Origin of the sequence: Herbiconiux moechotypicola, from assembly GCF_024979255.1 — a bacterium.
Taxonomy (GTDB): domain Bacteria; phylum Actinomycetota; class Actinomycetes; order Actinomycetales; family Microbacteriaceae; genus Herbiconiux; species Herbiconiux moechotypicola.
In genome coordinates, this window is record NZ_JANLCN010000007.1 from 179,689 (window position 1) to 194,112 (window position 14,424).

16 protein-coding genes are annotated in these 14,424 nt (G+C 71.3%); 10 read left to right on the forward strand and 6 right to left on the reverse strand.

Features of this window, described 5'->3' with window-relative positions; translation table 11 throughout:
• Positions 1-19: 19 nt before the first annotated feature.
• Genes N1031_RS12955 through N1031_RS12965 form a run of 3 tightly spaced genes read right to left on the reverse strand, consistent with a single transcriptional unit; the run spans position 20 to position 3,787 of the window.
• A complete protein-coding gene (locus tag N1031_RS12955; protein ID WP_259480110.1) occupies positions 20-2,203 on the reverse strand; it encodes a glycosyl hydrolase family 8 in 2,184 nt (727 codons plus the stop codon).
• Between the two features lie 20 nt (positions 2,204-2,223).
• Positions 2,224-3,126 (reverse strand): mycothiol synthase, encoded by a 903-nt coding sequence (gene mshD / locus N1031_RS12960; protein ID WP_259480111.1) that lies wholly within the window; start codon positions 3,124-3,126, stop codon positions 2,224-2,226.
• Complete coding sequence (locus tag N1031_RS12965; RefSeq protein WP_259480112.1) at positions 3,095-3,787, reverse strand: winged helix-turn-helix domain-containing protein; 693 nt, start codon at positions 3,785-3,787, stop codon at positions 3,095-3,097. The genes mshD and N1031_RS12965 overlap by 32 nt, the downstream gene beginning before the upstream one ends.
• Before the next feature lie 66 nt (positions 3,788-3,853).
• Here N1031_RS12965 and N1031_RS12970 point away from each other — a divergent pair, with 66 nt between their 5' ends.
• From N1031_RS12970 to N1031_RS12990, 5 genes are all read left to right on the forward strand, one after another.
• Positions 3,854-4,120 (forward strand): hypothetical protein, encoded by a 267-nt coding sequence (locus N1031_RS12970; protein WP_259480113.1) that lies wholly within the window; start codon positions 3,854-3,856, stop codon positions 4,118-4,120.
• A 135-nt stretch (positions 4,121-4,255) separates the two neighbouring features.
• Complete coding sequence (locus N1031_RS12975) at positions 4,256-4,864, forward strand: nitrobindin family protein (RefSeq protein WP_259480114.1); 609 nt, start codon at positions 4,256-4,258, stop codon at positions 4,862-4,864.
• Between the two features lies 1 nt (position 4,865).
• Entirely contained in the window at positions 4,866-6,074 is a 1,209-nt protein-coding gene (ygfZ, locus tag N1031_RS12980) for a CAF17-like 4Fe-4S cluster assembly/insertion protein YgfZ (RefSeq protein ID WP_259480115.1), read from the forward strand.
• Entirely contained in the window at positions 6,071-7,180 is a 1,110-nt protein-coding gene (locus tag N1031_RS12985; RefSeq protein ID WP_259480116.1) for an FUSC family protein, read from the forward strand. The genes ygfZ and N1031_RS12985 overlap by 4 nt, the downstream gene beginning before the upstream one ends.
• Before the next feature lie 27 nt (positions 7,181-7,207).
• Positions 7,208-7,633 carry a hypothetical protein gene (locus N1031_RS12990; RefSeq protein WP_259480117.1) on the forward strand — a complete coding sequence of 142 codons (426 nt, stop codon included), beginning with the start codon at positions 7,208-7,210 and terminating at the stop codon, positions 7,631-7,633.
• Positions 7,634-7,636: 3 nt separating this feature from the next.
• Here N1031_RS12990 and N1031_RS12995 read toward each other — a convergent pair whose 3' ends face one another.
• Positions 7,637-8,449 (reverse strand): class I SAM-dependent methyltransferase, encoded by an 813-nt coding sequence (locus N1031_RS12995; RefSeq protein WP_259480118.1) that lies wholly within the window; start codon positions 8,447-8,449, stop codon positions 7,637-7,639.
• A gap of 55 nt (positions 8,450-8,504) precedes the next feature.
• Between N1031_RS12995 and N1031_RS13000 the strand changes: the two genes are divergently transcribed.
• The gene (locus tag N1031_RS13000) at positions 8,505-9,257 is read left to right on the forward strand and encodes a phosphoglyceromutase (protein WP_259480119.1); all 753 of its coding nucleotides are present in this window, start codon (positions 8,505-8,507) and stop codon (positions 9,255-9,257) included.
• 78 nt (positions 9,258-9,335) lie between these two features.
• Here N1031_RS13000 and phoU read toward each other — a convergent pair whose 3' ends face one another.
• A complete protein-coding gene (gene phoU / locus N1031_RS13005; RefSeq protein WP_259480120.1) occupies positions 9,336-9,992 on the reverse strand; it encodes a phosphate signaling complex protein PhoU in 657 nt (218 codons plus the stop codon).
• A 204-nt stretch (positions 9,993-10,196) separates the two neighbouring features.
• Here phoU and N1031_RS13010 point away from each other — a divergent pair, with 204 nt between their 5' ends.
• Together N1031_RS13010 and N1031_RS13015 are read left to right on the forward strand one after the other, a co-directional pair.
• On the forward strand, positions 10,197-11,348 hold the full coding sequence (locus N1031_RS13010) for a sensor histidine kinase (protein ID WP_259480121.1): 1,152 nt from the start codon (positions 10,197-10,199) through the stop codon (positions 11,346-11,348).
• Complete coding sequence (locus N1031_RS13015; RefSeq protein ID WP_259480122.1) at positions 11,345-12,025, forward strand: winged helix-turn-helix domain-containing protein; 681 nt, start codon at positions 11,345-11,347, stop codon at positions 12,023-12,025. The genes N1031_RS13010 and N1031_RS13015 overlap by 4 nt, the downstream gene beginning before the upstream one ends.
• Before the next feature lie 39 nt (positions 12,026-12,064).
• Here N1031_RS13015 and N1031_RS13020 read toward each other — a convergent pair whose 3' ends face one another.
• Positions 12,065-12,622, reverse strand: a complete 558-nt coding sequence (locus N1031_RS13020) for a putative periplasmic lipoprotein (protein ID WP_259480123.1) — start codon at positions 12,620-12,622, stop codon at positions 12,065-12,067.
• Positions 12,623-12,748: 126 nt separating this feature from the next.
• On the opposite strand from N1031_RS13020, the gene N1031_RS13025 reads away from it, so the two are divergent.
• Positions 12,749-13,231 carry a CarD family transcriptional regulator gene (locus tag N1031_RS13025; protein WP_066040922.1) on the forward strand — a complete coding sequence of 161 codons (483 nt, stop codon included), beginning with the start codon at positions 12,749-12,751 and terminating at the stop codon, positions 13,229-13,231.
• A gap of 30 nt (positions 13,232-13,261) precedes the next feature.
• Positions 13,262-14,422: a 2-C-methyl-D-erythritol 4-phosphate cytidylyltransferase gene (gene ispD / locus N1031_RS13030; RefSeq protein WP_375163639.1), complete on the forward strand. Its 1,161-nt coding sequence runs from the start codon at positions 13,262-13,264 to the stop codon at positions 14,420-14,422.
• Positions 14,423-14,424: the final 2 nt, after the last annotated feature.

Consider the following 14,424-nt stretch of genomic DNA (forward strand, 5'->3'; position numbering starts at 1 on the left):
CCGTCAGGTGCTCAGCCCGTCAGCCTCGCAGGTGCGTGGCCAGTGCGGTGAACGTCGCCGGCGCGACTGTGTTGGGGCCGCCCACCACCACGATGCGCGCGGGGGAGAGCCGATCGAGCTCGGCGGCGGTGGATGAGGGCACCGAGTCGCGGGTGACGAGCAGCACGGGCGCGTGGTCGGCGACCGCGACGGCGGAGGCGGAGAGTGCGTCGGGGAACACCTCTCCTGACGCCACGTAGACGGTGTTCACCCGCCCGGGGGAGAAGGTGCTCGCCGAGACGGCGGCCGCGGCCGCGTAGCGGTCGGTGCCGCCGATGCGGGTGGCGGGGGCGATGCGGCCGAGGGCCTTGAGCGTGGGGTCGGTGACGGTGCGGGGGCCGCCGAGCACCCGGATGCCGTCGGGGGAGAGTGCGCGCAGTGCCTCGGTCACCGGCGCCGGCACCGAGCCGCCCGCGGTGAGCAGCACGGGTGCGCCCTCGGCTCCCGCGGCGGCCGAGCCGGCCAGGGCGTCGGGGAAGACCTCGCCGGAGGCGACCCACGCCGAGTCGACGGGCGACTCGAAGAAGGTCGTGGCCACCGAGGCCGAGACGGCGAAGCGGTCGGCTCCGCTGATGCGCTCGGCCGTGCCGCTCGCGGATCGACGGCCGAGGGCGCTGACGACGCTCTCCGAGATCGTGTTCGTGCCGCCGAGCACCACGATGCGGGCCGGGGCGAGCCGCCGCAGCTCGGCGTCGACCGCGGCCGGGACGGTGTCGCGGGTGACGAGCAGCACGGGTGCGCCCGCCGCCCCGGCCGCGGCCGAGGCCGAGAGGGCATCGGGGAAGACCTCGCCTGAGGCGACGAACACCACAGGAGTCTTCGCCGCGAACGTGGCGGCCGACAGGGCAGCCGAGGCGGCGAACCGGTCGACGCCTCCGATGCGCTCGACCGCTGAAGGGGCGCTGGTGGTGGGTGGCCACACGTTCCCCGACAGCAGCATCATCACCTGCAGCCGCAGGGAGTCGGAATAGTAGCCGCCCGCGGGTGAGGAGCCGAGCACCTTCCAGACCGCGTTCACCCAGCTCTGCTGAGCCGAATCGGCCGCCGCTCCCGCTCCCAGCGGCGCGGTGAACGCGATGTCGCCGTAGTCGACGAGCGGCGTGCCGCCGAGCGTGTAACCGGCCCGGATGCGCGAGGGGTGCGCATCCGTCGCCCCGATGGTCCATGAGGCGATCCGCCCGGCCGCAGCGGCGGAGCGTTCGTCGCCGCTCAGCAGCGCGGCCGAGGCGAGTCTCCAGGGCACCCGGGTGGCGTTCCAGCCGTAGGCGCCGTCGTCGGGCGACTCGAGGAAGCCGGCCGGGGCGGGCGCGGGAGTGCCGTCGGTGTCGACGATGAAGTCGGGCAGCAGCCCCGTCTCGGGTGCGTACTCCGCCTGCATGGTCTCGATGAGGTCGAGCGACGCCCGCGCCACCTGGCCCCAGTAGGCGTCGCCCGTGGCGTTCTGGAAGGCGAAGAAGTGGTCGACCATGAGGTCGGAGCTGCGCACCGCGTACCAGTACTCGTCGCCGGGCGTCGTCCAGTCGCCGAGCTGGGGCAGGAGCGTCTCGGGGTTGATGGCGCTCGCCCGCAACGCGGTGAGGATGCGGAGCGCCTCGCCGGCGTAGTCGATCGCGCCGACCGAACCCCACTGGGTGTCGGCGAGTAGCAGCCCGTAGGCGATGTCGAGGTCGCCGTCGGTGGCGGCGGAGGCGTTGCCCGGCTCGCTGGCACAGGTCTCGTCTTGCCGCCACGCCATGAGCCCGGGGTCGCTCTCGCTCGGGTGGTCGAGCACGTAGCGGTAGAGCCCGTCGAAGAGGGTGCGCGCGGCGGGATCATGCCCCGCCATCGAAGCCACCACCACCATTCCGTAGCCCTGCCCCTCCGACACCACGAGCGAGTCGGTGGAGGTGGAGGCGTCGACGTAGTACCGGCCGACGCCGCAGAGCGTCGCCGTGCCCGCCTCGAGGTAGGCCGCCTTCCAGTCGTCGTAGGCGTCGGCCGTCGCCGAGTCGGCGGCCGAGACGCCACCGGGAGGGGTGGTGGAACCCGAGGGGTAGGCCACCGGATGCGAGCCGAACGGTCGCGCGGGCTCCTCGGCCGCCCGGGCGGGCGCGGCACCGGCGACCGTACCCGCGCCGACGGCTGCGAGGGTCATCAGCACGGTGACGATCTGACGGAGTCGCATCGGTCGAGAATACCTCGGATCTACCGGCGCCGCACGGCCGGTTCACGCCGGTACTGGATGTCGATGGTGTGGTCGGTGAAGCCGAGCGAGCGGTAGAGCGCCACGGCCCGGGTGTTCTCGCCGTCGACGTAGAGCGCGGCCTGCCGGCGCCCGCGTGCGGCGAGCCTGGCCAGTCCGAGGTTCATGAGCGCCCGGCCGAGTCCTTGACCCGCGTGCGACTCGTCGATGCCGATCACGTAGATCTCCCCGGCCTCGTCGCCCGGCTCGACCTTGAGCCAGTTGTAGCCCACCAGCGCGCCCCGCGCATCCCGCAGCAGCAGGAAGTCGTCGGGGTCGAACCAGGTTTCGGCCATCCTGAACCGCAGGTCGTCGGCGGTGAGCGACCCTTGCTCGGGATGCTCGGCGAACACCGCCGCGTTGAGCGACACCCACTCCTCGATGTCGCGGCCGCCGCGGAACCCGCCGACCACGAAGCCCTCCGGCAGCCCGGCGTCGGCGGGGGGTGCGGCCTCGCTCAGCTCGCGCCGGAGCTGCAGCAGCGTGCGCACGGCCACGAACCCGTGCCCGGCCGCGAGCTTGCGTGAGGCCGGGTGATCGCCGTGCGCCCACGCCAGCAGCGGCTCCGATGCCCCCGCCCCGCGGTTGGCGAGCAGGATCTCGAGCAGCTGGCGCCCGAGCCCCTCCTCGCGCCACTCGGGGTCGATCACGAACTCGAGCTCGCCCTGCCCCACCACGGCGGCGCCGACCACCGCTCCGCCGCGTTCGGCGAGCAGCAGCGACTTGGTGCCGGTGCCGGCGTCGACGAGCGCCTGGTCGTTGAACGGATGCTGACCGTCGACGAGCGCGGCCCTTGCCACGAGACGGAGGAAGGGCTCGCGCGCCTCGTCGGGGCTACTGACCGAGAGAGTGAGCGAGTCGCTCATTGTCGTCCTCGAAGAAGTTGAACCGGTACCCGACGTTGCGCACGGTGCCGATCAACGACTCGAGGTCGCCGAGCTTGGCGCGGAGACGCCGCACGTGCACGTCGACGGTACGGGTGCCTCCGAAGTAGTCGTAGCCCCAGACCTCCGAGAGCAGTTGCTCGCGGGTGAACACCCGCGAGGGGTGCATGGCGAAGAAGCGCAGCAGCTCGAACTCCTTGAAGGTGAGGTCGAGCGGGCGGCCGTGCACGCGGGCCGAGTAGCTCGCCTCGTCGATGACCACGCCCGAGGCCTGGATCTTCGAGGTCGACTGGTCTTGCACCTGACGGCCGATGGCCAGGCGGATGCGCGTGTCGACCTCGGCGGGGCCCGCCGACTCGAGCACGACGTCGGCCGCCCCCCACTCCGCGCTCACGGCGGTGAGCCCGCCCTCGGTGAGCACGAGCACGACGGGCACGCCCACACCCGTGGTGCTGAGGATCTTGCACAGCGAGCGGGCGCTGGAGAGGTCGTGCCGGGCGTCGACGAAGATGAGGTCGCTGTTGGGGGTGTTGACCAGCTGCGACGGCTCAGCGGGAATCTGGCGGGTACGGTGACTGAGCAGCGACAGGGCGGGCAGCACCTCCCTGTCGACCGCAGAGGTCAGGATCAACAACTGCGCCACGTAAGATCCTCCAGAGAACGCCTGCGGTACATACTATCGGGCAGAATGACGGGTATGAGACTGCTCATGAGAAGCGTAGTCCCGGTGTGGGCGCTCACCATCTTGGCAGTCATCGCCGTGGGTGTGCTCGTCCAGCCCTCCGGATACCTCGTCTTCCTGCCCGTCGTGCTCGGCCTCGCCCTGGTGCTGGCCTTCGCGCTGCAGCTCATCGAGCCCGTGCGCACAGGACTCGTGAACCGTCTGGCGGCCACCTTCGGCGGTGTGCTGCTCATCCTGCTGGTCTCCACGGCGGTCATGGCGCCCCTGGCCTTCGCCTCCGGTGCGGCGCTGTAGGCGCTAGGCTGTATTCATGTCCTACGTCGCCCTCGAACTGCTGTTCATCGGCCTCCTCGGGCTCGCGAGTCTCGCGATCGCCTGGACGGCCGGAGTGGTCATCTACAAGCTCTACCGCGGCCAGCGCTGAGCTCGATGATCGAGATCCCCACCGACCTCCCCGCCGAACTCGTTCCCCTCTCCTGGCTGATCGGGGTCTGGGAGGGCACCGGGGTGATCGACTACGCGCTCGGCGACGGCGAAGACGCCGAGCGGGTGTCGCAGGAGTTCGGTCAGCGCGTGAGCTTCAGCCACGACGGACTGCCCTACCTCAACTACAGCTCCTACAGCTGGCTGCTCGACGACGAGAAGACCCCGCTCACGGCCGAGACCGGCTACTGGAGGCTGAGCCGCCTGCACATCGAAGGCGACGTCGGCCCGGGCATGCTGCCCGGCGTGGGCGCCCGTCCGTTCACCACCGCGCAGTCGGTGGAGGCCCTGCGCAACTCCGCCGAGGGCTTCGACCTCGAGGTGTCGATCGTGCATCCCACCGGCGTCAACGAGCTCTACCTCGGCCAGGTCAAGGGCCCGCGCATCGACCTCGCCACCGATGCGGTGGTGCGCACCCGCAGCGCCAAGGAGTACACGGCCGCGACCAGGCTCTACGGGCTCGTCGAGAACCACCTGCTCTGGGCCTGGGACATCGCGGCGCTCGGCCTCGAGCTCCGCACCCACGCCTCGGCGCGCCTCGCGAAGGTCGACTGAGGTGCCCGCCGGGCCCTCACCCCTGCTCGCGCTCCCCGGCGCCGTCGCGGCGCCCGGCCCCGACTCGTCGGTGGCCTCGCACTACGGCAACCCGGTCGCCGAGCAGCGGATGCTCGACGCGCCCCGCAGCGGGCGCCCGGCTCCCGGCACGGGGGCTCCCGCCGTCGTCGACCTCTCGTCGCACGGTGTGGTGGCGGTCACCGGCCCCGATCGCCTGAGCTGGCTCGACTCGGTCACCAGCCAGAGCATCCGGGGTCTGGCGCCCGCCGACTCGGCCGAGACGCTCCTGCTCTCGGCCAACGGCCGCATCGAGCAGGCGATCCGGGTGCTCGACGACGGCGAGACCGCGTGGCTGCTGGTCGACGCCGACGAGGCCCTGGCGCTCGAGGCGTGGCTGCAGAGCATGCGGTTCATGCTGCGGGTCGAGGTGGCCGACCGCTCCGGTGAGTTCGCCACGGTGGGTTGGCTGGCCGCCTCGGCCGAGGCGCCGCCGCCCCAGGCGCTCGCCGAGGTGATCGCCGTCGCGGGGCCCGCCGCCACCGTGCTCACGTGGAGCGACCCGTGGCCCGAGGTGGTGGCGGGTGGCGTGCAGTACGCGGCCGTCGACGAGCACCCTGGCTCCGACTGGTGGTGGCGCGAGTCCCTCCTCCGGCGTGACGATCTGCCGGCGCTCGCCGCGGCCGTGACCGCGGGGTCGCTCTCCGTGGCAGGGCTCACGGCGGCGGAGGCGCTGCGCATCGCCGCCTGGCGGCCTCGGCGCGCCACCGAGGTCGACGAGCGCAGCATCCCGCACGAGCTCGACTGGATGCGTTCGGCGGTGCACCTGGCCAAGGGCTGCTACCGCGGGCAGGAGACCGTGGCGAAGGTGCACAACCTCGGTCACCCTCCGCGCCGCCTCGTGCTGCTGCACCTCGACGGCTCCGATGCCGTGCTCCCCTCCGCGGGCGACGAGGTGCTCGCACTGCGGGCGGGGGCCGACGAGCCGGATGCGGTGGGCCGGGTGACCTCGGTGGCCGTGCACCACGAATGGGGGCCGATCGCCCTCGCGGTGGTGCGGCGCCAGGTGCCGGCCGAGGCCGAGGTCGTGGTGCGCACCGGCGAGGGCGACGTCGCCGCCGAGGTGGAGACCATCGTGGCTCCCGATGCGGGATCGGCGGTCGGCCGGGTCGCGCTGCCGAAGCTGGGCGCGCGCACCCGCCGTTCCTCGTGAGCTCGGGCGCGGAGCCCGATGCCGCGGAGCCGCGGTCGCGGGCAGCCGCCGCCGTGCGCGCGGCGGTCGACCGCACCACCGGGAGCGCGGCCGCCATCCTGCAGCTCGTCGTGGCCGTCACCATCGCCTACGCGGTGACCCACTACCTGCTCGGGCACCAATACCCCATCGCGGCGGTGACGGTCACCCTCTCGAGCCTCGGACTGGTGCTCGACGCCCGTCCCCGCCGAGTGCTCGAGATGGCGATCGCCATGACCATCGGCATCGCACTGAGCGAGGTCATCCTGCTCTCCTTCGGGCAGGGCATCTGGCAGTTCGCGCTCACCGTGCTCGCGGCCCTGCTGGTGACGAGGGCGCTCTCCCCGGTGCCCGGCCTCCCCATCTTCGCGGCGGTGCAGGCGGCACTGGTGTCGCTCCTCCCGGTTCCCGACGGCGGTCCGTTCACGCGCACGGTCGACGCCCTCGTCGGTGGAGCGGTCGCGCTCGCCTGCACGGCCTTCCTGCCCCGCGACCCGAGGCGCGCCGCCCGCCGGGAGGCGCTCAAGTTCTTCGCGGCGTTCCAGGGCATCCTCTCCTCGATCGTGGCGGTGCTGCGGCTCGGCGACACGGCCACGGCCGAGCAGGCGCTCGGCCGCGCCCGCACCACTCAGCCGCTCACCGAGGGGTGGCGCGCCTCGCTCGACTCCGCCGCCGCGGTCGCGCGCATCTCCCCGTTCCTGCGCCGCCACCGCGGCGAGCTCGAGGCGCAGCAGCTCATGCACACCCACATGGACCACGCGGTGCGCAACCTCCGGGTGGTCAGCCGCCGGCTCAGCACGCTGCCGCTCGAGGGACCGCGGCCCGAGCTCGCAGAGCTCTTCGCCAACCTGCAGAGCGCCGTGGTGCTGCTGGCGCAGAGCATCGACCGCCCGGAGCTGCGGCCCGCCGTGCGGCAGGGCCTCGTGCTGGTCGCGATCACGCTCGACCCGCGCATCCTGAGCCCCGGCCGGCCGCTCGCGGAGTCGGCCTTCGTGCTCTCGGTCAGGCCGCTCGTGCTCGACCTGCTGGCGGCCAGCGGCATGCCGCTCGACGAGGCCAGGCGCACCCTCCCCGACATCACCACGTGAGGCCCGCGGATTCGATACCGTAGTGCCATGAAGATGCGAAAGCTGCTCCCTGTCACCGCCGTCGCCGCCTTCGCACTCGCGCTGGCCGGATGCACCGTCACCGGTCCCACCGAGAACTTCTCGGGCTTCCCCGACGAGGAGCGCCTGGTGCACGAGATCGAGGGCGGAGACGAGGCCGTGCAGGCCTTCTGGATGCAGGAGGGCTCGCAGCTCGGCATCGCCATCTCGGGCAGCTCGACCTGCCCCGTCATCGGCTCCGACATCAAGGTGATCGAGGAGGCCGGGGAGGGCAACACCGTCGAGATCACGACGGTGCCGATCCCCGAGAACCAGATCTGCACCATGGACTACGTGCCGCACACCTCGGTGTTCTGGACGCCGGCCAAGGTGTCGACCGCCGAGCCGCTCACCATCCGCGTGCAGGGCGAAGAGATCACCCTCGCCACCAAGTAGCGTTCAGCCGGCGGGGGCCACGTCGGCCCAGTCGACGGTGAGCTCGCCGAGCCGGCGCCGCTTGGCGGGCGTGCGCACCGACCAGCCGGCGGCCGCCATCGACTCGACGACGGCCACCCAGCGCTGCACCGGACCGTAGGCGCCGAGCCCGGCGTGGTGCCGCCAGAAGCGGTCGAGCTCGACGAGGAACCGGTGCACGCGCTCGCCGTCGACGTTGCGGTGGATGAGTGCCTTCGGCAGCCTCTCCGCCACGATCGACGGCAGCTCGAGGTCGGTGAGCCGGAGTGAGACCGTGAACGACACCGGGCCCTCGGGCGAGATCGCGACCCAGCTGCTCACGCGGCCGATCTCGTCGCAGGTGCCCTCCACGAGCATCCCACCCGGTTGCAGGCGTGACGCCATGAGCTCCCAGGCGCCCGCCACCTCGGGCTCGGCGTACTGCCGCAGCACGTTGAAGGCCCGGATGACCGTGGCCCGGCGCCCGCCCGCGAGCGGCACCTCGAAGCCGCCGAGCGCGAACCCCACCCGGGCGGCCGCATCGAAGAAGGTGCGACCGGCCCGCACCTCGGCGAGCTGGCCCTGCGCGGTCGCGACCCGCTCCGGCGAGATCTCGAAGCCCACCACCTCGACCTCGGGTCGCACGCGGGCCAGGCGCGCCTGCAGCTCGAACGCGGTGACGCCGCTCGCGCCGTAGCCCAGGTCGACGACGACCGGGTCGTCGGTGCGGCCGAGCACTGGAAGGGCGGCGATCCAGCGGTCCACCCGGCGCAGCCGATTGGTGTTCGTGGTTCCCCGCGTGACGGCGCCGATCGGCATGCCCCCATCCAATCACGGCCCGGGATGCGGCAGGCCCGCCCCGTAGGATGGAGGCATGCCTACTGAGCCCTACACCCTCATCCTGCTGCGCCACGGCAACAGCGAGTGGAACCAGAAGAACCTGTTCACCGGCTGGGTCGACGTGCAGCTGAGCGACCAGGGCGTCGCCGAGGCCACCCACGCGGGCGAGCTGCTGGCCGAGTCGGGCCTGCTGCCCGACGTGCTCTACACCTCGCGCCTCACCCGGGCCATCCAGACCGCCAACCTCGCGCTCGCGAAGGCCGACCGGCTGTGGATCGACGTGAAGCGCTCGTGGCGCCTCAACGAGCGCCACTACGGTGCACTGCAGGGCAAGGACAAGGCGCAGACGCTCGCCGAGTACGGGCCCGAGCAGTTCCAGACCTGGCGCCGTTCGTTCGACGTGCCGCCGCCCCCCATCGCCGACGACGACCCCTACTCGCAGGTGGGCGACCCCCGTTACGCCGACCTCGGCGACGAGGTGCCCCGCACGGAGTGCCTGAAAGACGTCATCGACCGCATGCTGCCCTACTGGGAGAGCGACATCCAGCCCGACCTGGCGCTCGGCAAGACCGTGCTGGTCACCGCCCACGGCAACTCGCTGCGCGCCCTGGTGAAGCACCTCGACGGCATCAGCGACGACGACATCGCCGAGCTCAACATCCCCACCGGCATCCCGCTGGTCTACCGCCTCGACGCCTCGTTCGTGCCGATCGCTCCGGCCGAGTACCTCGACCCCGAGGCCGCCGCGGCGGGTGCCGCCGCGGTCGCCGCCCAGGGCAAGAAGTAGTCCGGCCGCAGGCCACGACGAAGGCCCCGGCCCTCCGCGAGGAGGAGCCGGGGCCTTCGTCGTGCGGGGCGCAGCCGGTCAGGCGTTCGAGCTGCCGACCCACTCGCCGGTGGCGAGGTACTGCACCTTCTTGGCGATCGACACCGCGTGGTCGGCGAAGCGCTCGTGGTAGCGGCTGGCGAGCGTGACGTCGACCGTGTCGACCGCCTCGCCCTTCCAGTGCGAGCCGAGCACCGCGTCGAACACGCTCACGTGCAGCTCGTCGATCTGGTCGTCGTCGTTGCGCATCTCCTCGGCGATGGCGAGGTCTTCGGTCTTGAGCAGCACCGTGAGCTTCTTCGCGATCTCCACGTCGAGCCGGCCCATCTCGGCGAAGGTGGCGCGCAGGCTCTTCTTCACCACCTTGTCGGGGTAGCGGTAGCGGGCCAGCTGCGCGATGTGCTCGGCGATGTCGCCCATGCGCTCGAGCGAGGCGCTCACCCGGAGCGCCGTCACCACGATGCGCAGGTCGCGGGCGACCGGCTGCTGCAGGGCCAGGATGCTGATCGCCAGCTCGTCGAGGCTCGCCGCGAGCGCGTCGATCTTGGGGTCTTCGGCGATGACCGTCTCGGCGAGGGTGACGTTCGACTCGTTGAACGCCGTGGTGGCGTTCGTGATGGCGACGGTGACGAGTTCGGAGATCTCGACGAGACGCTCCTGCACCTCGCGGAGCTCCTGCTGGAATACCTCACGCATGCGTGGGTCCTTTCTTCGGTACGGCGGCCACGTCGATGAATCGACGCGCGCGCGTCGGAACCGCCGCGTTCGGCAAGCGACGCCTCCATCCTTGCAGGGGCCAGGTTAACGCGAGGTGCCCGTCAGTTGAACAGTCACCGAAGCGATGTCCCACCGGCGGAAACTCGCTGAATCGGCCCCAGGGGAATCATTAGTGTAGTCCTCATGGAAACAGGCTCCTTGGTGCTGTTGTGTCTGGCACTGGGCCTCATCGTCGGTGCGGGATTCGTCGTCCTGCTCCAGCTGGCTGAACGGCGGGGAAACAACGCGGTGGCCCTGCTGTCATCCTCCGTGCCCGACGGCGTCGACCAGGTCATCGACGCACTGGGCTCGGCCGGCCTCGTGATCGACCCCTCCCTCAACGTGGTGAAGGCCTCGTCGGCCGCCTACACCTTCGGGCTCGTCGCCAACGACCTGCTCGTGCACGACGAGATCGTGGAGATGGTCACCCGGGTGCAGCGCTCGGGTGAGGCGGAGGAAGCCGAGGTGGTGCTGGCCAGAGGCCCGTTCAGCGAGGCGAGCCTGCACCTCGAGGTGCGCGCCGCGCGCCTCGGCAGCCGGTACGTTCTCGTGCTGGCCGACGACCGTACGGAGTCGTACCGGCTGGAGGAGACCCGTCGCGACTTCATCGCCAACATCAGCCACGAACTGAAGACCCCGATCGGGGCGATCACCCTTCTCGCCGAGGCGCTCGAGTCGGCCAGCGACGACGAGGCGCAGGTGCGCCGGTTCGCGCAGCAGATGGGCACCGAAGCCGCCCGGCTCTCCCAGATCACCCGCGAGATCATCGAGCTCTCCCGGCTGCAGGCCACCGACGTGCTCGCGAGCGCCGACCGCATCGAGCTCGACTCGATCGTGTCGACCGCGGTCGACCACAACCACGTCATCGCGAAGGCTCACGACATCGAGCTCGCGGTCGGCGGCAGCAAGCGCGTGACGGTCGTCGGCGACGAGGCGCTCCTCACGCTGGCGCTCAACAACCTCATCGCCAACGCCATCCAGTACTCGCCCGACGGCTCGCGCATCGGCATCGGGGTGCACCACGATGCGGGGATCGCCGAGATCGCCGTCACCGATCAGGGCATCGGCATCCCCGAGGCCGACCTCACGCGGGTGTTCGAGAGGTTCTTCCGGGTCGATCAGGCGCGCTCGCGCAACACCGGAGGCACGGGGCTCGGCCTCAGCATCGTCAAGCACGTCGTGCAGAACCACGGCGGTGACATCCGTGCCTGGTCGCAGGTCGGCCACGGCTCCACGTTCACCATCCGGCTGCCGGAGGCTCCCTCCGCCGTGGCCACACAGGGAGAGAGAAGATGACCCACATCCTGCTGGTCGAAGACGAGGCGGCGCTCAGCGAGCCGCTCAGCTACCTGCTGCGCCGCGAGGGCTACGGTGTGACCGTGGCTCCCGACGGCCCGAGCGCCATCAGCGAGTTCGACCGCGGCGGGGTCGACATCATCCTGCTCGACCTCATGATCCCCGGCATCCCCGGCACCGAGGTGTGCCGCGAGATCCGCACCCGTTCTTCGGTGCCCATCATCATGCTCACGGCGAAGGACTCCGAGATCGACATCGTGGTGGGGCTCGAGCTCGGGGCCGACGACTACGTCACGAAGCCCTATTCCACCCGTGAGCTGCTGGCGCGCATCCGGGCCGTGCTGCGCCGCCAGCTCGACGTGCTCGACGCGGCCGAGCCCATGCTCAAGGCCGGCCCGGTGTCGATGGACGTGGAGCGCCACACCGTCGCCGTGAACGGCGCCGAGGTGTCGATGCCGCTCAAGGAGTTCGAGCTGCTCGAGCTGCTGCTGCGCAATGCCGGGCGCGTGCTCACGCGAGGGCAGCTGATCGACCGGGTGTGGGGGTCGGACTACTTCGGAGACACCAAGACGCTCGACGTGCACATCAAGCGCATCCGCTCGAAGATCGAGAAGACGCCGTCGGAGCCGACGCTGCTCGTGACCGTGCGCGGGCTGGGCTACCGCTTCGAGGGCTGAGGCGCCGGGCTGTTGATCGCCTGAGCCGGGCCTCGCGGGCTACTCGCCCGGCTCGACGACCTCGGGGGTCGGAGCCGGGGTGACGACCACGGGCTCGGGGGTGACGACCACCGTGGGGGTGGGCGTCGGAGCCAGGTCGGCGTACTCGGGCAGCGAGGTGGTGAGCACCGGCACCGAGACCAGCTTGCCCTCCTCGTCGCCGTACTGGAAGTAGACCGGGAAGAGGCTGCCGGGGGCGGAGACGTTCTCGAGCAGGATCTGCTCGGCGCCGGTGGCCCCGAAGCTCGTGATGTCGCCGTTGCCCTCGACCGGCACCGACTGGCTGACGCGCTCGCCCGTGCTGCCGTCTTCGTACTGCACGGTGACGTCTTGCGTGGTGTCGGAGGTGTTGACGAAGGAGACCAGCAGGCTCGCCAGCGCGCCGTCTTCGGTGATGAGGGTGGCGTTGCGCACGGCCACGGCACCGAGGTCGGCGTTCACGCCGTCGGAGGCCTCGACCTCCTTCGTGGTCGCCTGGGGGGTGATGAACGCGCAGCCCGCGGTGCCTGCACCGACGAGTGCGAGCACCAGGACGGATGCCGCGAACCGAGCTCTCACAAGACCCTCCTGAGTCGTAGACGCTTTGACTTCACCCTACAGCCAGCGGACGGTCGTAGACGGGTAAGGACAGCCTTACCAGATGCCCCCTGTGGTATCCTGGTAGCCACGGAAGGACGCGCATTCATGCTTTTTGAGGTTGGCGAGACGGTCGTGTATCCCCACCACGGGGCTGCCACGATCTCCGAGGTGAAGACCCGGGTGATCAAGGGCGAAGAGAAGATCTACCTCAAACTGCGCGTCACGCAGGGCGATCTCACGATCGAGGTGCCCGCTGACAACGTCGACCTCGTGGGTGTGCGCGATGTCATCGGCCGCGAGGGTCTCGACAAGGTGTTCGAGGTGCTCCGCGCGCCGTTCACCGAGGAGCCCACCAACTGGTCGCGCCGGTACAAGGCCAACCTCGAGAAGCTCGCCTCGGGCGACGTCATCAAGGTGAGCGAGGTCGTGCGCGACCTCTGGCGCCGCGATCAGGATCGCGGGCTCTCGGCCGGCGAGAAGCGCATGCTCGCCAAGGCGCGCCAGATCCTCATCTCCGAGCTCGCCCTCGCCGAGAAGACCGACGAGGAGAAGGCCTCGCTGGTGCTCGACGAGGTGCTGGCCTCCTGACCCGCTGAACCCGGCCGGGTCGTCGTGCCCGTGAACGAGGCAGCTCCGCGCGTCGGCGTGGTGGTCGTGGCCGCCGGATCGGGCACGCGGCTGGGCCTCGGGGTTCCGAAGGCGTTCGTCGAGATCGCGGGACGCAGCATCCTCGACCGCTCGCTCGACGCCGTGCGGGGGCTGGGCGAGCCGGTCGCGCTCGTGATCGTGGTGCCCTCCGAGGCGGTCGCGCCGACGACCGAGATGCTCGTGGCCGCCGGCACCCGCGCAGAGGTCGTGGCGGGCGGCACCACACGACAGCGATCGGTGGCACTCGGCCTGGCCGTGCTGCCCGACACGGTCGAGACCGTCCTCGTGCACGACGCCGCCCGGGCGTTCACGCCAACCGCCGTGTTCGAGCGGGTCGTCGCCGAGGTGCGCGCCTCGGGGCACGGTGCGATCCCCGTGCTGCCCGTCACCGACACGGTGCGCCGGGTGAGCGAGCGGATGTGCGGGGAGACCGTCGACCGCTCCACCCTCGCGGCCGTGCAGACGCCGCAGGGCTTTCCCCGGGCGCAGCTGCAGCAGGCGTACGACGAGGCGGCCGACGACCTCACCGACGACGCCGCGCTCGTGATGGCGGCCGGGCATCCGGTATCGACCGTCGACGGCGACGCGTCGTCGTTCAAGATCACCGCGCCCGACGACCTGCGTCGAGCCGACGACCTGCTGCGGAGGAATGCCGTGCCCGTGCCACGCACCGGCGTCGGGATCGACGCCCACTCGTTCGACCCCGAGGCGCCGTTGTGGGTGGCCGGCCTGCACTGGCCGGGCGAGCCCGGTCTCGCGGGGCACAGCGACGGCGACGTGGTGGCGCACGCCATCTGCGACGCCCTGCTCGGGGCGGCCGGGCTCGGCGACCTCGGGTCACTGTTCGGCACCGCCGATCCGGCGCTCGAGGGGGCGCACGCCGAGGTGTTCCTGGTGCGCACCCGCGCGGTGCTCGAGGCCGCGGGGTTCCGCATCGGCAACGTGTCGGTGCAGTTGGTCGCCAACCGTCCGCGCTTCTCGGCGCGCAAGGCGGAGGCCGACGCGCTGCTCGGCGGCCTCCTCGGTGCGCCCGTCTCGGTCACCGCCACCACCACCGACGGGCTCGGGTTCCCCGGCCGTGGCGACGGCGCCACCGCCATCGCCACAGCACTGGTGTTCGCTGCCGCCTAAAC